Origin of the sequence: Xenorhabdus bharatensis, assembly GCF_037996705.1 — a bacterium.
Taxonomy (GTDB): Bacteria; Pseudomonadota; Gammaproteobacteria; order Enterobacterales; family Enterobacteriaceae; genus Xenorhabdus; species Xenorhabdus bharatensis.
The window spans coordinates 34,645-55,113 of the sequence record NZ_JBBMXG010000009.1 but is presented as its reverse complement, the minus strand read 5'-3'; the positions used below and the strand labels follow the sequence as shown (position 1 = coordinate 55,113).

At 44.5% G+C, this 20,469-nt stretch carries 17 protein-coding genes and 1 other RNA gene; 14 read left to right on the top strand and 4 right to left on the bottom strand.

Going from position 1 to position 20,469, the window contains the following annotated elements:
- Positions 1 to 11: 11 nt before the first annotated feature.
- From acnB to AAC855_RS10190, 5 genes are all read left to right on the top strand, one after another.
- Entirely contained in the window at positions 12 to 2,609 is a 2,598-nt protein-coding gene (gene acnB, locus AAC855_RS10210; RefSeq protein ID WP_340609442.1) for a bifunctional aconitate hydratase 2/2-methylisocitrate dehydratase, read from the top strand.
- A 164-nt stretch (positions 2,610 to 2,773) separates the two neighbouring features.
- Entirely contained in the window at positions 2,774 to 3,145 is a 372-nt protein-coding gene (locus AAC855_RS10205) for a YacL family protein (RefSeq protein ID WP_340609441.1), read from the top strand.
- 98 nt (positions 3,146 to 3,243) lie between these two features.
- Positions 3,244 to 4,116, top strand: coding sequence for a small-conductance mechanosensitive channel MscS (gene mscS / locus AAC855_RS10200; protein ID WP_340609440.1), 873 nt, complete (start codon positions 3,244 to 3,246; stop codon positions 4,114 to 4,116).
- Positions 4,117 to 4,444: 328 nt separating this feature from the next.
- On the top strand, positions 4,445 to 5,068 hold the full coding sequence (gene argO / locus AAC855_RS10195; protein ID WP_340609439.1) for an arginine exporter ArgO: 624 nt from the start codon (positions 4,445 to 4,447) through the stop codon (positions 5,066 to 5,068).
- A 218-nt stretch (positions 5,069 to 5,286) separates the two neighbouring features.
- Complete coding sequence (locus tag AAC855_RS10190) at positions 5,287 to 6,015, top strand: oxidative stress defense protein (protein ID WP_340609438.1); 729 nt, start codon at positions 5,287 to 5,289, stop codon at positions 6,013 to 6,015.
- Here the strand turns inward: AAC855_RS10190 and AAC855_RS10185 are convergent.
- Positions 6,012 to 6,917: a LysR family transcriptional regulator ArgP gene (locus AAC855_RS10185; RefSeq protein ID WP_340609437.1), complete on the bottom strand. Its 906-nt coding sequence runs from the start codon at positions 6,915 to 6,917 to the stop codon at positions 6,012 to 6,014. The genes AAC855_RS10190 and AAC855_RS10185 overlap by 4 nt on opposite strands.
- Positions 6,918 to 7,112: 195 nt before the next feature.
- On the opposite strand from AAC855_RS10185, the gene rpiA reads away from it, so the two are divergent.
- Together rpiA and serA are read left to right on the top strand one after the other, a co-directional pair.
- Positions 7,113 to 7,772: a ribose-5-phosphate isomerase RpiA gene (gene rpiA / locus AAC855_RS10180; protein WP_228858403.1), complete on the top strand. Its 660-nt coding sequence runs from the start codon at positions 7,113 to 7,115 to the stop codon at positions 7,770 to 7,772.
- Between the two features lie 271 nt (positions 7,773 to 8,043).
- On the top strand, positions 8,044 to 9,285 hold the full coding sequence (gene serA, locus AAC855_RS10175; RefSeq protein WP_340609436.1) for a phosphoglycerate dehydrogenase: 1,242 nt from the start codon (positions 8,044 to 8,046) through the stop codon (positions 9,283 to 9,285).
- Positions 9,286 to 9,352: 67 nt separating this feature from the next.
- On the opposite strand, the gene AAC855_RS10170 is transcribed toward serA, so the two are convergent.
- The 3 genes from AAC855_RS10170 to zapA all read right to left on the bottom strand — a co-directional run bounded on the left by AAC855_RS10170 (position 9,353) and on the right by zapA (position 10,699).
- The gene (locus AAC855_RS10170; protein WP_340609435.1) at positions 9,353 to 9,949 is read right to left on the bottom strand and encodes a 5-formyltetrahydrofolate cyclo-ligase; all 597 of its coding nucleotides are present in this window, start codon (positions 9,947 to 9,949) and stop codon (positions 9,353 to 9,355) included.
- Positions 9,950 to 9,999: 50 nt separating this feature from the next.
- A non-coding RNA gene (gene ssrS, locus AAC855_RS10165) (6S RNA) lies at positions 10,000 to 10,184 on the bottom strand.
- Between the two features lie 209 nt (positions 10,185 to 10,393).
- Positions 10,394 to 10,699 (bottom strand): cell division protein ZapA, encoded by a 306-nt coding sequence (gene zapA, locus AAC855_RS10160; protein ID WP_086955933.1) that lies wholly within the window; start codon positions 10,697 to 10,699, stop codon positions 10,394 to 10,396.
- Between the two features lie 386 nt (positions 10,700 to 11,085).
- Between zapA and AAC855_RS10155 the strand changes: the two genes are divergently transcribed.
- The 7 genes from AAC855_RS10155 (at position 11,086) to gcvP (ending at position 20,426) form a co-directional block, all read left to right on the top strand.
- Positions 11,086 to 11,661: a YecA/YgfB family protein gene (locus AAC855_RS10155; protein WP_340609434.1), complete on the top strand. Its 576-nt coding sequence runs from the start codon at positions 11,086 to 11,088 to the stop codon at positions 11,659 to 11,661.
- Between the two features lie 40 nt (positions 11,662 to 11,701).
- Positions 11,702 to 13,012 carry a Xaa-Pro aminopeptidase gene (gene pepP / locus AAC855_RS10150; protein WP_340609433.1) on the top strand — a complete coding sequence of 437 codons (1,311 nt, stop codon included), beginning with the start codon at positions 11,702 to 11,704 and terminating at the stop codon, positions 13,010 to 13,012.
- 90 nt (positions 13,013 to 13,102) lie between these two features.
- Positions 13,103 to 14,293, top strand: coding sequence for a 2-octaprenyl-6-methoxyphenyl hydroxylase (gene ubiH, locus AAC855_RS10145; protein WP_340609432.1), 1,191 nt, complete (start codon positions 13,103 to 13,105; stop codon positions 14,291 to 14,293).
- 24 nt (positions 14,294 to 14,317) lie between these two features.
- Positions 14,318 to 15,550 carry an FAD-dependent 2-octaprenylphenol hydroxylase gene (gene ubiI, locus AAC855_RS10140; protein ID WP_340609431.1) on the top strand — a complete coding sequence of 411 codons (1,233 nt, stop codon included), beginning with the start codon at positions 14,318 to 14,320 and terminating at the stop codon, positions 15,548 to 15,550.
- 369 nt (positions 15,551 to 15,919) lie between these two features.
- Entirely contained in the window at positions 15,920 to 17,017 is a 1,098-nt protein-coding gene (gcvT, locus tag AAC855_RS10135; protein ID WP_340609430.1) for a glycine cleavage system aminomethyltransferase GcvT, read from the top strand.
- A 48-nt stretch (positions 17,018 to 17,065) separates the two neighbouring features.
- A complete protein-coding gene (gcvH, locus tag AAC855_RS10130; RefSeq protein WP_340609429.1) occupies positions 17,066 to 17,458 on the top strand; it encodes a glycine cleavage system protein GcvH in 393 nt (130 codons plus the stop codon).
- Between the two features lie 91 nt (positions 17,459 to 17,549).
- The gene (gcvP, locus tag AAC855_RS10125) at positions 17,550 to 20,426 is read left to right on the top strand and encodes an aminomethyl-transferring glycine dehydrogenase (RefSeq protein WP_340609428.1); all 2,877 of its coding nucleotides are present in this window, start codon (positions 17,550 to 17,552) and stop codon (positions 20,424 to 20,426) included.
- The last annotated feature ends 43 nt before the right edge of the window (positions 20,427 to 20,469 follow it).

Here is a 20,469-nt window from a genome sequence, read left to right as displayed (position 1 = left end):
AGGAGTTAGTCGTGCTAGAAGAATACCGTAGGCACGTAGCCGAACGTGCAGAGCAAGGCATCGTCCCTAAGCCGTTAGACGCAGCTCAAGCAGCCGCGCTGGTCGAATTACTGAAGAATCCACCTCAAGGTGAAGAAGATTTCCTGCTAGATCTGTTGACGAACCGTGTTCCCCCCGGTGTTGATGAAGCCGCTTATGTGAAAGCCGGTTTTCTTGCTGCAATCTCGAAGAGTGAAACAACTTCACCACTTATTACACCGGAAAAAGCGATTGAATTACTGGGAACCATGCAGGGTGGGTACAATATCCATGCACTGATTGACGCTCTCGATGATGAAAAACTGGCACCTATTGCTGCTAAGGCGTTGTCTCACACGTTACTGATGTTCGACAGTTTCTATGATGTGGAAGAAAAAGCGAAAGCGGGTAATCCACATGCCAAACGAATTATCCAGTCATGGGCGGATGCAGAATGGTTCCTGCAACGTCCGGCACTGGCTAAAAAAATTACTGTTACAGTCTTCAAGGTCACTGGTGAAACTAATACAGATGACCTTTCCCCGGCACCAGATGCGTGGTCACGCCCCGATATTCCATTACATGCGTTAGCAATGCTGAAAAATGCCCGTGAAGGTATCGTGCCTGATCAGGCTGGTGTTGTTGGCCCAATCCAGCAAATTGAAGCACTCAATGAAAAAGGGCATCCTCTGGCCTATGTAGGGGATGTTGTGGGTACCGGCTCTTCCCGTAAATCTGCCACAAACTCTGTTTTGTGGTTTATGGGGGAAGATATCCCGTTTGTGCCGAATAAACGTGGCGGCGGTGTTGTATTGGGTGGAAAAATTGCTCCTATCTTCTTCAACACAATGGAAGATGCTGGTGCATTGCCGGTTGAGGTTGATGTATCAAAACTAAATATGGGGGATGTGATTGATATCTACCCATATAAAGGTGAGATCCGTCTTCATGATACCAATGAAGTACTGTCAACTTTTGAACTGAAAACGGATGTACTGATTGACGAAGTACGTGCCGGAGGCCGAATTCCATTAATTATTGGTCGTGGCCTGACAACCAAAGCCCGTGAATCTTTAGGGTTGCCATATAGTGATGTTTTCCGTCAGGCAAAAACTGTTGAGAAAAGTAATCGAGGTTTCACACTGGCACAGAAAATGGTTGGCCGTGCCTGTGGTACTACCGGGATCCGTCCGGGAGAATATTGTGAACCGAAGATGACCTCTGTTGGTTCGCAGGATACAACCGGGCCAATGACCCGAGATGAATTGAAAGATTTGGCCTGTCTGGGATTCTCTGCGGATCTGGTCATGCAGTCATTCTGCCATACTGCAGCTTATCCAAAACCTGTTGATGTGACGACCCATCATACATTACCTGACTTCATCATGAACCGTGGTGGCGTATCTCTGCGCCCGGGTGATGGTATCATCCACTCATGGCTGAACCGTATGTTATTGCCGGATACCGTTGGTACAGGCGGTGATTCCCACACTCGTTTCCCTATTGGTATTTCTTTCCCGGCGGGTTCTGGCTTGGTCGCATTTGCAGCGGCAACGGGAGTTATGCCGTTGGACATGCCTGAATCTGTATTAGTACGTTTTAAAGGGAAAATGCAACCGGGTATAACGTTGCGTGATCTGGTTCATGCCATTCCTTACTATGCGATCCAGCAAGGTTTATTAACCGTAGAGAAAAAAGGTAAGAAAAATATTTTCTCCGGTCGTATTCTGGAAATTGAAGGTTTGCCAGAACTCAAAGTTGAGCAGGCATTTGAACTGGCAGATGCATCTGCCGAACGTTCTGCGGCGGGCTGTACGATAAAACTGGACAAATCACCGATTATTGAATACCTGCAATCCAATATTGTTTTGTTGAAATGGATGATTGCAGAAGGTTACGGTGATCGCCGGACGTTGGAGCGCCGTATTATTGGTATGGAAAATTGGCTGCAAGATCCTCAGTTACTGGAGGCGGATGCCGATGCAGAATATGCCGCAGTGATTGAGATTGATCTGGCTGAGATCAAAGAGCCTATTTTATGCGCACCCAATGATCCGGATGATGCCCGTCTGTTATCTGATGTTGCCAACAGCAAAATTGATGAAGTGTTTATCGGCTCCTGCATGACAAACATTGGTCACTTCCGTGCTGCGGGTAAGTTACTTGATCAGCATAAAGGTCAGTTACCAACTCGTTTGTGGGTTGCGCCGCCAACTAAAATGGATGCCGCTCAGCTGACCGAAGAAGGCTATTACAGTGTCTTTGGTAAGAGTGGGGCGCGTATTGAAATTCCGGGTTGTTCATTGTGTATGGGTAATCAGGCTCGGGTTGCTGATGGCGCTACGGTGGTTTCTACTTCCACACGTAACTTCCCGAACCGTTTAGGAGCAGGAGCTAATGTTTATCTTGCATCTGCGGAACTGGCTGCTGTGGCTTCATTACTGGGTCGTCTACCAACACCGGAAGAGTATCTGCAATTCATGGAGAAAGTCGATGAGACTGCTGCAGATACATACCGCTACCTCAATTTTGATCAATTGAACGAGTATACTGAAAAAGCGGATGATGTTATCTTCCAAACTGCCGTGTAAAAAAGTATATTGCTGAGTGAATAAGGGAGGCGGATGCCTCCCTTTTTTGTGCCTGATTTTTGCGGCAGATTTTGTGTCAGTTTGTGGGCTGGCTCTGAGGTGGAAGCACCGGAAATGTTTAAAATCCGGATGTGAATGAGATAAGTAAATTGTGGAGGTATGTGATGGAATATGAATTTATGCAGGATGTCACTGGTCAGGTTACAACGCGTTTTTCAATGGATCATGAAGCTATTGGTCATTGGCTTAATGAGGAGGTGAAAGAAGATTTGAGCATATTGGATAAAGTAACCTCAGCGCTGATAGAAATAAAAGGTAGTGAACGCCAGTGGCAATTGAACGGTCATGAATACACGCTGTTAATGAATGAAGAAGAAATCATGATAAGAGCCAATCAACTCCAGTTTGATACTGAGGAGATGGAAGAGGGAATGAGTTACTACGATAACGAAAGTCTGGCATTTTGTGGTACAGATGATTTTATCGATATGCTGGCAAATTATAGAGACTTTGTTTTGCAAAAAAATAAAGGGTAAGTGGTTATGTTCAATCCATGGCGGCTTTCTGCCATAATTTCTATTCCATCGCTTTCGTGTTCATGTAGATAGGTTCCAACAAAAAAAGGTAGGCTTTTATGGAAGAGATCAATCTGTCCGGTGAGATAGATAAAGCAACACATTGGCTGGTCAATAATCAAGAAATACTGATCCAGTATGCAATGAATATCGTATTTGCCATTTTAATTCTGGTAGTCGGTCTGTCTATTGCCAAGTTGGCATGCAAGGCAGTGAAACGCGTTATGTCGTTACGTGGTGTCGATACGACTATTTCTGATTTTTTATCCGCCATAATTCGTTATGCCATTATCGCATTTACTATCATTGCCGTCCTCGGTAGGTTAGGGATCCAGACTGCATCTGTCATTGCGGTTATTGGTGCTGCCGGTTTGGCTGTTGGTCTGGCATTACAGGGTTCATTATCAAATTTTGCCGCAGGTGTGTTGCTGGTTGTTTTCCGTCCGCTTCGTGTTGGTGAGTATGTCATCATTGGATCAGTGGAAGGGACTGTTGTACAGGTACAGATTTTTTCTACAACATTGCGTACGGCAGATGATCGTATCATTGTTATCCCCAATGGAAAGATTATTACAAATAATATAATCAATACCAGTCGTGAACCGAATCGTCGAACTCAGATTATGGTCGGTGTGGCATATGACGCAGATATTGATGAGGTTAAGAAAGTATTGGGTGATGTTATTAAAGCCGATAACCGTATTCAGCATGACAAAGGTGTAACTATTCGATTGCATGAAATGGCACCTTCATCACTTAATTTTATTGTACGTGTATGGACAACCAATGGTGATGCCTGGAGTGTTTATTGGGATCTGATGGAAAATTTCAAGCGGGCTTTAGATAAACACAAGATTGGCATTCCTTTCCCACAAATGGATGTTTACCTTCATCAGCAGCAAATTGCTTTGCAGAAGAACACAGATAATTAATCCAACCTTTTGATGTAATAAATAATTAATGTGAAAAATACTTGGTGTGAGAAATAGATATACTCACACCAAGTCAGAGTTTGCTTAAAACTGCGTTTAAATTTTTATCGGTGAAGCCACTTCGCTGCTTTCGCCAGCGCATCCCATCGGAAGTATGACCTCAACCGCCGTTATATACAGAAGACAAAAATCAGTTGGGCTACTTAATTGCTTACTCTTTATTAATTTTATTAATGATGAATAAGTATAATTAATTTTTACTAATGAATGTATTTGCCTAATATGCAGATAGACCTTATTTTATTGAATAATTATTAGGAATTTTTGCATGTTTTCAACGTTAATTCAGGGCTTTTTTCTCAGTGCCGCAATGATCATTCCACTTGGGCCGCAAAATGTTTTTGTGATGCAGCAGGGCAGTAAAAAACAATTTCATCTGATGAGTGCCGCATTATGTGCCATCAGTGACATTATTCTGATTATGGCGGGGATTTTTGGAGGAAGTGCCCTGCTTGGGCAATCTACGTTTCTGTTACAGGCGGTGACATGGGGAGGCGTTGCATTCCTGTTGTGGTATGGATGGGGGGCTTTTCGGGTCGCATTATCTGCAAATTTTACACTTTCCAGTAAAGATGTGGTTGCTCAAAGCCGTTGGCGGATTATTGTGACATTATTTGCAGTAACCTGGCTGAATCCCCATGTTTATCTGGATACCTTTATTGTATTAGGTAGCATTGGGGGAGGATTATCAGCAGAGTTAAGGCCGTGGTTTACCATCGGTGCAGTGACTGCCTCTATTAGTTGGTTTTTCGCATTGGCGATACTCGCCGCGTGGTTTTCTCCAATCCTTAATCAGCCGCGTTCTCAACGCATTATTAACCTGTTTGTGGGATGCGTGATGTGGTATATCGCATGGAATTTATTGAAACAGGGATTACAGATTTTTAATTAACTGAAACAATTCTTTATAATTTAAACAATTCTTTATAAATAGTGTGCTAATGTTTCTGAAAATTGCTTGTCTTACTGTCTGTTGGGATCTTCTAGCCTATTAGACTTTTACAGGTTATTAGAGCTGTACCAAAATGCTTATTTATTTGCTGTATATCCATTTTGTTTCGAGTTAACAGTGGCTTGAAAGAGGCTGGGTATATCCGAAAGGAGGTTTTAGTGAAACGTAACTCACTGATATTTGCTGTTATGCTGGCTGTAGGCAGTATGTCTGTTTCAGCGGCGGAATTACCATCTGTCCCGCATATATCGACTTCTGGTAATGCGACAATCAAAGCAGCTCCGGATATGGCAACTCTGATGATTCATGTCAAAGTGAGCCAAAAAAGCGCGACAGAGGCCAAGCATAAAGTTGATGCACGTGTCGCCAAGTATTTTGATTTTTTGAAGGCGAGTGGTATTGATAAGAAGGATATTAATGCAGCCAATATACGGACGCAGCCAGAATATCAATATGATCAAAAAAATGGTAAATCAACCATTATCGGGTATAGCGCATCTCGCTCAGTTGAAGTCAAAGTACATAAATTGGATCAACTGAATCCGCTGCTGGATGGTGCTTTGAAAGCAGGACTGAATGAAATTAATTCTGTACAGTTCAGTGTTGCTGATCCTCAGCTATATCGTAATGAAGCCAGACAGAAAGCGATCGCAAATGCGATTCAGCAGGCAACTGAGCTGGCAAAAGGCTTTAACAGTAAGTTAGGTGCTGTATATAGTGTCACTTACCGTCCGCCTGAAGCTGTACCTTATCCAATGAACAGACTGCAATTAAGGGCCACTCAGATGGCAGCTGCACCAGCAGGGGATTCAGCAGATGAAACTTATGAACCACAAAGCATAGAGTTTTCTGATCACGTTGATGCAGTTTTTGAATTACAGCGTTAATTAACCTCATCTTCCTGACGTAACATCTGGCGCCCAAGTTTTAACAGGGCGTCAGTGACTTTCCTCATCGCACTGCTTTCCGGAGCAAACCGATGCCAGTAAAGCATACGGCGTTGGTACAATCCGGGCGTTAAATCAACTAATTCGCCTGCTTTTAATTCCCTATCAATTTGTAAATGAGGGATCATACAGCATGTCGTGCCTTGTTTTGCTAATTGAACAAAGGCTTCAGATGAGTTAACGATATGGCAGGGCACACTACCCGGTGATAAATCAAAATACTGCTGTAAAAAGGCCTGATGCATATCATCCAGATGATCAAATGCAACCGCAGGTGCTTTCAATAGTGCAGAGCGTGTCACTCCATTAGGGAAAAAGCGATCGGCAAATTTAGGAGAAGCGACGAAGAGATAATCGAGAGCGCCTAGTTTATCCACCAGACAGCTTGGTAGTGGTTGTGACTGAATACTGATGGCACCCACAACTTCCCCGCGTCTGAGGCTTTCCTGTGTCCGAGTTTCATCTTCCACCTGAATATTGAGCCGGATGGGTAAATCCGAAAGCACAGGATGGAGAGCGGGTAAAAGCCAGGTAGCGAGACTATCGGCATTGACAGCCAGAGAAAGTAGCAGAGGGGTTTCATTGCCATTCTCATCACCGAGCCATTGTGCTTCGAGTAATTCCACCTGATGTAATAAGGCCAGTAATTTCTGTCCCTGCTCTGTAGGGCGCGGCGGAACAGTTCGAACTAATAATGGCTGACCAAATAAGTTTTCTAATTGCTTGATACGCTGGGATACGGCGGATTGAGTAATACAAAGCTTTTGGGCTGCACGTTCGAAGCCGCGTTCGCGGATCACGGCGTCTAACGCCTGTAAGGATCGGTAATCAGGACGTTTCATTGAAAATCAGGCTCTCCGTTTGTCATTAACTCTTCGATTATTCTTGGATGGTACTTATTCTAGAATGATATTGTGTGCCCAAAATATTTTTCGGTCTAGGTAGCACTATGCCATATTTTTTCACAGGGTAAGATAAAATATTGTTTATACTGGCGGCTGGATTTTTCTTGTAATTGATTATAGGCAGTGATTGATATGACACAGGATGAACTGAAAAAAGCGGTAGGCTGGGCAGCGCTGGAATATGTTAAACCGGGAACAGTGGTGGGAGTAGGCACCGGTTCAACGGCATCTCATTTTATTGATGCTCTGGGAACAATGAAAGATCAAATCGAAGGTGCGGTATCCAGTTCGGAAGCATCAACTGAGAAATTGAAAAGTCTTGGCATCCCTGTGTTTGACTGTAATGAAGTTGACTCTTTAGACATTTATGTTGACGGAGCTGACGAAATTAATGCTCAAATGCAGATGATTAAAGGTGGTGGTGCGGCACTGACCAGAGAGAAGATCATTGCTGCGGTAGCAAAAAAATTCATTTGTATTATTGATGAATCCAAACAGGTTGATGTGTTGGGTAAATTCCCATTACCTGTGGAAGTTATTCCGATGGCTCGTTCTTATGTTGCCCGTGAGCTGGTAAAACTCGGAGGAACGCCGGTTTATCGTCAGAATGTTATCACTGATAATGGTAACGTTATTTTAGATGTTCATAATCTTGCCATTCTGAATCCTATCGAGTTAGAAAATAAAATTAATGCTATTGCAGGCGTAGTAACGGTAGGCTTGTTTGCGAATCGTGGCGCGAATGTCGTGCTGGTTGGCAGCTCCAACGGAGTGAAAACGATTACAGAGTAACCGCTTGCGAAGGGCAGAATATTCTGCCCTTAAAAAATTTTCTGACTTATTCAAAAAAATAAAATTCAGATATATATCTTGTATTATTGATTAAATCTTCCTCAAAATTCTGCCTTTACCTTGTAACGAAACTCTTTACTTTGCGTAACAACTTTTTTACTGTTTCTTATGCTGTTTTACAGGCAAACGATTATATTGCTGTTGACGTTTTTTTTGTTATTTTAGTGAAATCTATCGGCATTATGAAAGTGAGTACAACTAGGGCGGGTAAATGGTTAAGGTATCTTTAGAAAAGGAAAAAATTAAGTTTCTGCTGCTGGAAGGTGTTCATCAAAGCACAGTCGACAATCTGCGGGCAGCAGGGTACAGCAATATTGAATATCATAAAGGGGCATTAGAGCCGGAAGAGCTGAAAGAAGCTATCCGTGATGCCAAATTTGTCGGGATCCGTTCCCGTACTCAGTTAACTGAAGAAATTTTTGCGGCAGCGGAAAAGCTGGTGGCAGTCGGGTGTTTCTGCATCGGTACGAATCAGGTTGATCTGAACGCAGCAGCAAAACGTGGTATTCCCGTATTTAATGCCCCATTCTCTAATACGCGCTCAGTGGCCGAAATGGTATTAGGGCAGTTGTTACTGCTGTTGCGCCGGGTTCCTGAAGCTAATGCAAAGGCTCATAAAGGCATTTGGAATAAACAGGCTGCGGGCTGCTATGAAGCTCGTGGTAAAAAATTGGGCATTATTGGTTACGGTCATATCGGCTCACAGCTAAGTGTTTTGGCTGAAAGTATCGGCCTGAATGTTTATTTCTATGATTTGGAACACAAATTACCACTGGGCAACGCTCAGCAGGTTCATCACTTATCTGAATTGCTAAATATGAGTGATGTTATCAGTCTGCATGTCCCCGAAACTCATTCAACCAAAAACATGATTGGTGCGGCAGAATTAGAACTGATGAAACCGGGTTCGATTTTGATCAATGCATCACGTGGTACGGTGATCGATATTCCTGCACTGACTGAAGCGCTGGAAATCGGGCATCTTTCTGGTGCGGCGATTGATGTTTTCCCTGAAGAGCCGGCAACAAACAGCGAACCTTTTGTCTCACCGCTAATCAAATTTGACAACGTCTTGCTGACGCCTCATATCGGTGGTTCTACGCAAGAAGCACAACAGAACATCGGTTATGAAGTTGCAGGTAAACTGGTTAAATATTCTGATAATGGTTCTACATTATCCGCAGTAAACTTCCCGGAAGTTTCTCTGCCTCTACATGCGAAGGATACTAACCGATTATTGCATATTCACGAAAATCGCCCGGGTATCTTAACCAGCATTAACCAGGTTTTCACTGCTCAGGAAATCAATATTGAGGCGCAATATCTGCGTACTGAAGGCAATATTGGTTATGTTGTTATCGATATTATGACGCAAAACTCAGCTCAGGCGGAATTAGTCCTACAACAGCTAAAAGGCTTACCTGGCACTATTCGCTCTCGTATGCTTTACTAACCCGAATGATATAAGGGCTATCATAATAGCCCTTATGCATTGAAATTTAATAAATAATTTTCAGTAGTTATACCCAGTGCCATGTTTTTTCTGGAGTGATTATTTCAGGTAAAGGAATATCCCAACTGGCGCTGGGTAATGAGTCAACCAGTTGAAAATTATGTGCTAACCCGATCGGATAAAAGTGTTGTTGTTGCCATTTAGCAAGCGTCCTGTCGTAGAAACCTCCGCCCATCCCTAAGCGCTGCCCGCTACGATCAAAAGCAACGAGCGGAATAAACATAACATCCAGTTCAGAAACAGGTAAAACTTGTCGGATATCCAGTGGTGGTTCTTCTATCCTGAATTGGTTCCGGATGAGAGGAGTGTCAGGTTGATAACGAAGAAACAACAAGTGATTCCGGCTGAAAGGGTGTAATACGGGCAAATAGACCTGTTTATTTTGTTGCCAGAGTTGCTGAATCAACGGACGTGTATCGAGTTCCCCATCAAAAGAGAGATACAAGGCAATTTTTTTTGCTTGCAGGATTTTAGGGTGTGCCATAACGCGCTCAACTGCTTGTAGAGCAAATCGCAATTGTTGTTCAGGGGAGAGATTTTTACGTAGTTGACGAATGTCTTGTCTGATGCTTTTTCGAAGAGAGAAAAAGGAATCTGATTGCATAATACCTGCCTATTAAAGTAGTGCAGAAAAGGATACAAAACAGATAGATAGGGTTCTCCAAGATGCCGCTGCAGGTGGTAACCCTTGAACCCTTGGTTCAAGGTGAACATGGTGTCGCCCCTATTAGGCTTCTTGGACTAGCCAAGCATGCTCACAAGAAACGGAGCACCACATTCTATCAGATATGAAATATCGGCTCAGGGGACATCCCCGCTCACGAACACCTCAGAGAAATTTTTTATTACTTTGAACTAATTAGCCAGGTATCCTCAATCAGAACCTACCCATTTAGTCTTAAGTAATATCATGTAGCCTATTGTATGGAACTAAATGGAGAAAGCAACTGCTTATGTTCATCTATCGTGACTACTGCCTGATTTATAAACAAGGATAAGTCTATTAACGATATAAAGCTGGCTAATTTCGGGTTTTTGTTACTTTACCCTAACTTTTGTTACCTTGCTCTAACAGTGCCTGCTCAATCGTCTGCTGAAGCATTTTAATTTTTTGTTCCATATTATAGGCGTAATCACGGGTTTTCATTTTTTCCTGTGCCAACTCGTGACAGATATTCAGCGCCACAATAAAAACCAGTTGCTCAGTGTTAGTCACTCTGGTGCGTTCTTTGAGGTTATGCAAACGCTGATCAAGTTCATCCGCAGCAGCCTGCAATGCTTCTATCTGCTCTGGTGGACAATTGACACGTAATGACCGCCCAAAAATCTGAATATCTACTGGTTGTGCAGACATGACACCTTCCTGATTTATTACTGTGCCGATACCTTAATTTTGACATACACCCTTTATACCCTTCGTCTTCCAAGTTGCCTTGTTGGCTGTGCTCACTCACTCCGGTCACCGTTTTTATAAACATACGGTTAGCTATGCTCCCGGGGATGAGTTCCCTTGCCGCCGCGATGCAACTCGAAATCCATTGGGTATATCTTTCCAGATTCCAGAGCGGTAGTAATCTGGAAAAATAAAGGGTGTAAAAACATATTCTGGTATAAAAGTAAGGCCGACACCAATCATTACCGTGCAATACCAAGAGACAACCTGATTATGTTGTCTGGTATAGCGACTCCCCTTGATGGTAGCATAGCATGAACTTATATCGCCAACGATGATCAATATACATGTCTATACAAAACTCATTACCTAATTATCAGTCATTTGATGAAATTTTGCATCAACAGTCCGTCGCTTTAACCGCCGCGGAAATGCACGGTTTAATCAGTGGGTTACTGTGTGGTGGAAATCACGACAGTAGCTGGCAGGCACTAGTTCATGATCTTGCCAATGACGGTCTGGCATTTTCACAGATCCTCGCGCAGCCAATCAGAGAGTTGTATGAAACAACCTTCGAGTTATTGGATGACAGTAATTTTCATTTTAATTTACTGCTTCCTGATGATGAAGAGGGGGTTTTTGCATGTGCGGATGCGTTGGCAGGTTGGGTAAACCATTTCTTGTTAGGGTTAGGCGTAGCCGATCCTAAGTTAACAGAAAGAAAAGAAATTCAGGAAGTAGTTACGGATTTACGTAATATAGGGATGCTGGGATACGACGAAAGTGAAGATCAGGAAGAGTTAGCTCAGGCACTGGAAGAAGTACTGGAATATGTTCGTGTTGCAGTGCAACTCTGCTACATCGCGCTGGCGACACCTAAAAAAGCAAGCAATACCAAAAACGAAAAACCAACGCTGCATTGATTGGTGATTAATTAATAATAATGAGATTGCAGGAGAGGGTATGACCAAACAAGAATATTTGTCCCGTCGTCAGGTATTATTGTCGAAAATGGCACCGGCCAGTGCGGCCATTATTTTTGCAGCCCCGCATGCGACACGCAATTCAGATAGTGAATATCCTTATCGTCAACACAGTGATTTTCTTTACCTGACTGGATTTAATGAACCAGAGTCTGTTCTTATCCTTATCAAAAGTGATGAAACTCACAATCATAGTGTGTTGTTTAACCGAGTGCGTGATCTGACGGCGGAAATCTGGTTTGGTCGTCGGCTCGGGCAAGAAGCTGCACCGGAAAAACTTGGTGTAGATCGTGCGTTACCCTTTGATGCTCTTGACGAGCAACTCTACCTGCTGCTGAACGGGCTGGACGTGGTTTATCATGCGCAGGGCGAATTTGAATATGCGGATAAGATAGTCTTCAGTGCTCTGGATAAATTACGCAAAAACAGCCGTCGTAATCTCACTGTGCCATCAGTGATAGCCGATTGGCGCCCGTGGCTGCATGAAATGCGTTTGTTCAAATCAGAAGCTGAATTGGACATCATGCGTAAAGCGGGGCAAATCAGTGCACAGGCGCATACCAGAGCGATGCAGCATTGTCGCCCGGATATGTTCGAATATCAGCTTGAAGCGGAAATTCACCATGAGTTTACCTATCATGGTGCACGTTATCCCGCTTATAACACCATTGTTGGTTCCGGCGAAAATGCCTGCATTCTGCATTACACAGAAAATGATCGCTGTATGAAATCTGGTGATTTAGTGCTTATCGATGCAGGTTGTGAATATCAAGGTTATGCGGGCGACATTACGCGAACATTTCCGGTCAATGGTAAATTTACCCGTCCTCAGCGAGAAATTTATGACATTGTGCTGAAATCCATCAATGTCTCTCTGGAACTTTATAAACCGGGTACCTGCATGAGAGAAGTGACGGGGCAGGTTGTGCGTATCATGGTTGAAGAGTTGGTTAAGCTGGGCATTCTGCATGGCGAAGTCGAATATTTGATCGAGACCAATGCTTATCGTCAATTTTTCATGCATGGTTTAAGCCACTGGCTGGGTCTGGATGTTCACGATGTAGGCCATTATGGTGTTGATCGTGATCGTATTCTGGAACCGGGCATGGTATTGACTGTTGAGCCGGGGCTGTATATCGCACCGGATGCTGATGTACCGCCGGAATATAGGGGAATTGGGGTCCGTATTGAAGACGATATTTTGATTACAGAATCAGGTAATGAAAATTTAACCGAATATGTCGTTAAAGATCCTGATGAAATTGAAGCACTGATGGCACAGGCAAAATAGAGTTAGAGTCATATACCCGATGGATTTCAAGCTGCATCCCAGTCAGGGGGCAGTTTGAAAAACGAGGGGGAAAGTAATCAGGAAGTGATAATGAGCGTGATTATCGTAGGAGGAGGAATGGCCGGTGCAACACTGGCGCTTGCTATTTCTTCTTTAAGTCGGGGGCAGTTGCAGGTTTCTTTAATTGAAGCGGCAGAGCCGGCACAGGAACACCCGGGTTTTGATGCAAGGGCAATTGCCTTAGCTTATGGCACATGTCAGCGTTTAAACCAGATAGGCATCTGGTCTGCCCTGAAAGATTGTGTGACACCAATTACTCACGTTCATGTCAGTGATCGCGGTCATAGCGGTTTTGTGAATATTCGAGCCGATGACTATAACATTCCGGCATTAGGCAACGTGATTGAATTGCACAATGCCGGAAATCGCCTGTTCGATTTACTAAAACAGGCACCGAATATCCGGCTTTACTGTCCGGCGAAAGTGAGTTCTGTTGAGCGTTTCGACTCTTCTGTCTCCATTACTTTGGATAACGGTGAAAAACTGACGGGAAAACTTCTGGTAGCGGCAGATGGAAGTCAGTCCGCTGTGGCCAGTGCCTGTCATATTCCGTGGCAACGACAAGATTATGGTCAGGCCGCCATTATTGCCAATGTTCTGACATCTGAAGATCCTCAGGGGCGGGCGTTTGAGCGTTTTACCCAGCATGGCCCGTTAGCATTACTGCCAATGTCTGAAGGGCGCAGTTCACTGGTCTGGTGCCATCCATCTGAAAAACTGTCGGAAATCAGTCAGTGGGAAGATAGCGAGTTTCTTCAACAATTGCAGAAAGCGTTTGGCTGGCGACTGGGTAAAATGTTGGCAACAGGCCAGCGGCATTGTTATCCGTTGGCTTTATCCACAGCCGGGCAGCAGATTAGCCATCGTCTGGCACTGGTAGGTAACTCATCGCAAACACTGCACCCGATTGCAGGACAAGGTTTTAATCTGGGGATGCGTGATGTTATGGCGCTGGCTCAGGTGATTTCGGAAGCTGCGGTTGAAGGGCATGATATTGGTTCTTATCACGTTCTGGCGCGTTATCGGCAGCAACGGAATGTTGATCGAGAAGTAACAGTCGGTATTACTGATGGTTTGGTCAGATTGTTTGCCAATGATTATTTTCTGTTGAAAGCCGGGAGAAATCTCGGGCTGATGGCGATGGAAATACTGCCATTGACGAAAGGAACACTGGCTCGCCAGACACTAGGATGGGTCAACCATCATTCAACGGCAGAATAAGTCAGATTAAGAGGAAATAAAAACATGCAGTCATTTGATGTGGTGATCGCAGGAGGCGGGATGGTTGGCCTTGCGCTGGCCTGTGGTTTACAGGGTAGCGGCTTGCGTATCGCGATTGTTGAAGAACATCCGCCAACCGGTAAATTTCATACCAATGATGAGCATGCGCTGCGTGTTTCTGCCATCAATGCTGCCAGTGAAAGATTATTAACTCATCTTGGTGTCTGGCAGAAGATACTGGCAATGCGCACCAGTCCTTATCAGGGAATGGAAGTCTGGGATCTGGATAGTTTCGGGCGCATCCAGTTCAGTGCAGCAGAAAATGGTCTGAGTCACCTTGGGCATATCATCGAAAACCGGGTGATCAGGCAAGCGTTGTGGGAACAGGTCGAAAGTTCATCTGACATCACAGTGTATTCTCCTGTTTCACTGAAAAATGTTGCATGGGGAGAAAATGAAGCCTTTATTACTCTGTCTGATGAAAGTATGTTGACTTCACGGCTGGTGGTTGGTGCAGATGGTGCTCACTCATGGTTGCGTCAGCATGCGGATATTCCGCTGACGTTCTGGGACTATGAACATCACGCACTGGTCGCTACCATTCATACAGCAGAACCCCACCAAGGCGTTGCCCGTCAGGTTTTCCACGGAGATGGCATTCTTGCTTTTCTGCCACTGTCTGATCCCCATTTATGCTCTATTGTCTGGTCGTTACCCGCTGAAGCAGCAAAACAGCGCAAAGCTATGGATACTGAGTTATTCAACCGGCATTTGAGTGCTACTTTTGATATGCGTCTGGGGCAATGCGAACTGGTTAGTGAACGGCAAACCATTCCTTTGATGGGGCGCTATGCGCGTAATTTTGCCGCACATCGGTTAGCTTTATTAGGGGATGCGGCACATACAATCCATCCGTTAGCTGGTCAGGGAGTCAATCTGGGGTTTATGGATGTAGCAGAACTGATTGGCGAACTTAATCGACTGAATCAGGAGGGTAAAGATATCGGGCAATACCTCTATCTTGGTCGTTATGAGCGGCGTCGTAAACACAGTGCGGCTGTCATGCTGGCCGGTATGCAGGGTTTTCGCCAGCTATTTGACGGAAATAACCCCGTCAAAAAGTTGGTTCGTGATGTAGGGCTGGCTATGGCTGACCGTTTGCCCGGCGTAAAACCACAGTTGCTCCGCCATGCAATGGGCCTTCATGATCTACCGGATTGGTTGGTTACTCAGACTCATTCAGTTGAAAAATTCTAATGCCGACTTCAATTTAGGATTAGTTTTTTTTATATCAGGCTAAAGTGTATTCAGTCAATTTGCTTCACACTTTAGTCTGTTTCTAATAAAAAAAGTATATATTTTGTAATTTACTGCCAGTTTTTAGCGTCCTTCCACAATAAATTAGAAAAAAATCCTGCATGATAGTGAAGCATTTTTGAAGCTATCACTACAGTGTTAATAATTTATCCTATGGTTCATTTCTATTTTCAGTGATAACTTCTAGTCCAAGGTATCGTTTGCGCTGTTAACCGTTTTTCTGCTTCATGATCCAATATTTGTCGGTTAATACGCCGTATTTACTCAGATCAAGAACATCTTCATGTCAAGAATGGAAAGAGGGAAATAATGTCAAAACACACCCCATTGTATGAACAACATCTGGCATGCGGAGCGCGCATGGTAGATTTTCATGGCTGGATGATGCCCCTTCACTACGGCTCACAAATCGACGAGCATCACTCGGTGCGTACTGACGCGGGTATGTTCGATGTTTCCCATATGACCATCGTGGACTTACACGGTACTGGTTGCCGTGATTTTCTCCGTTATCTTCTGGCAAATGATGTTGCCAAACTGACTGAAAAAGGCAAGGCACTCTATACCGGTATGCTGAATGCTTCTGGCGGCGTTATTGATGACCTGATTGTCTATTTTTTCACAAACGATTTTTATCGCATGGTTGTTAACTCAGCAACACGTGAGAAAGACTTAGCGTGGATAAAACAACACGCTGAAAAATATCCTGTTGAGATCACCGTGCGTGATGATCTGGCGCTTATTGCGGTGCAAGGCCCGAATGCACAATCTAAAGTTCAATCTTTGTTAAGTGATGAACAAAAACAAGCTATTACAGGTATGAAGCCATTTTTTGGTGTTCAGACAGGTGATTTATTTATTGCCACTACCGGTTATACCGGTGAGGCCGGATATGAAATTGCCATGCCTCAGGAACGGGCTGCTGATTTTTGGCAACAATTGCTGAAAGAAGGCGTCAAGCCGGCAGGGTTGGGTGCGCGGGATACATTGCGTCTTGAAGCCGGAATGAACCTGTATGGTCAGGAAATGGATGAATCCATCTCTCCATTGGCGGCTAACATGGGATGGACAATTGCATGGGAACCGGAAGATCGCCAGTTTATTGGCCGCGAAACCCTGTTAAAACAACGTGAGACCGGAACAGAACAACTCGTCGGATTAATCATGCGTGAGAAAGGTGTATTGCGTAGTGGGTTAACGGTTGGTTTTACAGATGAAACGGGTACGACACATTTTGGTGTTATTACCAGTGGGACATTCTCCCCTACATTAGGATTCAGTATTGCCCTTGCACGGATACCGCGAGGGGTTGGAAAACAGGCAGTTGTCCAGATCCGCAATCGTGAGATGGCAGTTCAGGTTGTGAAACCGGGCTTTGTGCGGATGGGGAAATCGCTTGTAGGATGATTTTGGTCGCAACATTTTAATTAATAAAAAATAATGGAGATGGAACCGATGAGTCATGTACCCGTTGAATTAAGATATGCCGAGTCACACGAGTGGGTTCGTTCTGAAGGAAATGGCGAATACACCGTGGGTATTACTGAACATGCCCAGCAATTGTTGGGTGATATGGTGTTCATAGACCTACCTGAAATCGGAATGCAGTTAAATGTTGGTGATGATTGCGCTGTTGTTGAATCAGTTAAGGCTGCTTCTGATATTTACGCGCCATTGAGTGGTGAAGTCATTGCTGTTAACCCGGCTCTGGAAGGCTCACCGGAATTAGTGAACAGCGAGCCTTATAATGATGGCTGGTTGTTCCGCATCAAGGTAACTGATGAAAGTAAATTGTCCGAACTACTTGATGCAGAAGGTTATCGGGCATTACTGGTAGACGAAGAGTAAGCATTTATCGCCCCGTACCACTGGAACTATATCGTGAGCGGGGCGTTTTTCATGTGTGCCGTTTTTAGCTAGTTTCAGGAAATTATTATCAATGACCCAGACTCTAATCCAACTTGAAAATCAAGGTGAATTCATTCGTCGCCACATTGGTTCTTCTGCCGGACAGCAAAAAGAAATGTTGGCAATGGTAGATGCAAGCTCCCTTGATGATCTCACTAATAAAATTGTTCCCCGTGATATCGCACTGGCAGAACCACCAGCAGTAGGGGATGGTGCGACAGAACAACAGGCACTGACTGAACTGAAGGCAATAGCAGGTCAGAACAAGCGTTACCAGTCTTATATTGGTATGGGATATGCGCCTTCAATTCTCCCGCCGGTCATCCTGCGTAACCTGTTGGAAAATCCGGGTTGGTATACGGCATATACGCCATACCAGCCGGAAGTTTCTCAGGGAAGACTGGAATCCCTGCTTAATTTTCAGCAAGTTACCATTGATCTAACCGGATTAGATCTCGCTTCAGCATCACTATTGGATGAAGCCACTGCGGCGGCAGAAGCAATGGCAATGGCAAAACGTGTCAGCAAACTGAAAAATGCTGAGCGTTTCTTCGTTGCTGATGATATTCACCCACAGACACTGGATGTGGTTCGTACACGAGCGGCGACATTTGGGTTTGATGTCATTGTTGATAAAGCAGAAAAAGCACTGGAACTGGAAGGCATTTTTGGTGTTCTACTACAACAAGTAGGTACCACAGGTGAAGTTCATGATTACAGCGATCTCATTACAAAACTGAAACAGCAAAAAATTATTGTCAGCGTTGCTGCTGATATTATGGCATTAGTCATGCTGACAGCGCCGGGTAAACAAGGTGCTGATATTGTCTTTGGTTCAGCGCAGCGTTTTGGTGTTCCGATGGGATACGGTGGCCCATATGCCGCATTCTTTGCCTGTCGTGATGAATACAAACGTTCAATGCCCGGACGTATCATTGGTGTTTCCCGTGATGCTGCCGGGAATCGGGCATTACGTATGGCGATGCAGACGCGTGAGCAACATATTCGCCGTGAAAAAGCGAACTCCAATATTTGTACATCACAGGTATTGCTGGCAAATATTGCGGGTATGTATGCGGTCTATCATGGTGCCGAAGGCCTGAAAAGAATAGCAGGGCGTATTCATCGGTTGACTGATATTTTAGCCTCAGCCTTGCAAAAAGCGGGTTTAACCCTGCGCCACAAAACGTGGTTCGATACATTGACGGTAGAAGTCACCGATAAAGCACCGGTACTGGCACGTGCTGAAAGCGCACACATCAATTTGCGCACAGATATTCTTGGTGCAATTGGTGTGTCATTAAGTGAAAAAACCAGTCGTGAGGATTTGATAACCCTGTTTCAGGTTTTAACTGGCACTGAAACGGTGTTAGATGTTGATGCACTTGATCTTGAAGTTTCAGAACGCAGCCAGTCTGTTCCGGTTTCAATGTTGCGCAATGATGAAATTCTGAATCATGATAACTTCCGCCGTTATCACAGCGAAACAGACATGATGCGCTATTTGCACAGCCTGGAACGTAAAGATCTGGCCTTGAACCAAGCGATGATCCCGCTGGGTTCATGCACAATGAAATTGAATGCAGCCGCTGAAATTATGCCAATTACTTGGCCTGAATTTACGGATTTACATCCTTTCTGCCCACCGGAACAGGCACAAGGCTATCAGCAATTAATTAGCCAGCTATCTAACTGGCTGGTATTGCTGACGGGTTATGATGCAGTATCTATGCAGCCAAACTCGGGTGCTCAGGGAGAATATGCCGGCTTACTGGCTATTCGCCATTACTATGCCAGCCGTGGCGAGCAACACCGCCATATCTGTCTGATCCCAAGCTCTGCACATGGTACAAATCCGGCATCAGCACATATGGCTGGCATGACCGTGGTTGTGGTCGATTGTGATAAAGATGGCAATATCGATCTGACCGATCTGCGGGAAAAAGCAGAGAAATACAGTGATGAGCTGGCCTGTATCATGGTGACATACCCATCAACCCACGGTGTATATGAAGAAACCATTCGTCAGGTTTGCGACATTATTCACCAAAATGGTGGGCAGGTTTATCTTGATGGCGCAAATATGAATGCTCAGGTAGGGATCACTACACCGGGTTTTATCGGTGCTGATGTTTCACACCTTAATCTGCACAAAACCTTCTGTATTCCACACGGCGGCGGCGGGCCGGGCATGGGGCCAATTGGTGTGAAAAAACACCTTGCACCGTTCCTTCCGGGGCACTCTGTGGTGGAAATGGATTCATTAACCACGCAGGGAGCCGTATCCGCTGCGCCATTTGGTAGTGCGTCCATTCTGCCGATTAGCTGGATGTACATTCGTATGATGGGTGCAAAAGGCCTGAAACAAGCCAGTCAGGTTGCGATCCTGAATGCAAATTACATAGCTGCTCGCCTGAAAGGGGCTTATGACATTCTCTATACCGGGCGTGGTGGTTATGTTGCCCACGAATGTATTCTGGATATTCGTCCATTGAAAGAAAAGTTCGGTATCAGTGAAATGGACATCGCCAAGCGCTTGATTGACTATGGTTTCCATGCACCCACTATGTCATTCCCCGTCGCGGGAACACTGATGGTTGAACCCACTGAATCTGAAAGCAAAATAGAAATTGATCGTTTCATTAATGCCATGCTGGCAATTCGTGAAGAAATCAACAAAGTGGCAAACGGTGATTGGTCACTGGAAGATAACCCGTTGGTAAATGCACCGCACGTTCAGGCTGAGCTGATTTCTGATTGGGAACATGCGTATAGCCGTGAAGTTGCCGTTTTCCCAACCGCAGAGACAAAGGAAAATAAATACTGGCCGACAGTAAAACGTCTGGACGATGTGTATGGTGACCGTAATCTGCATTGTTCTTGTGCACCTATTGAAGATTACCGTTAAGTAAAAAAATTTAAAAAATAAAAGCAGTATTGAGAGAAATCTC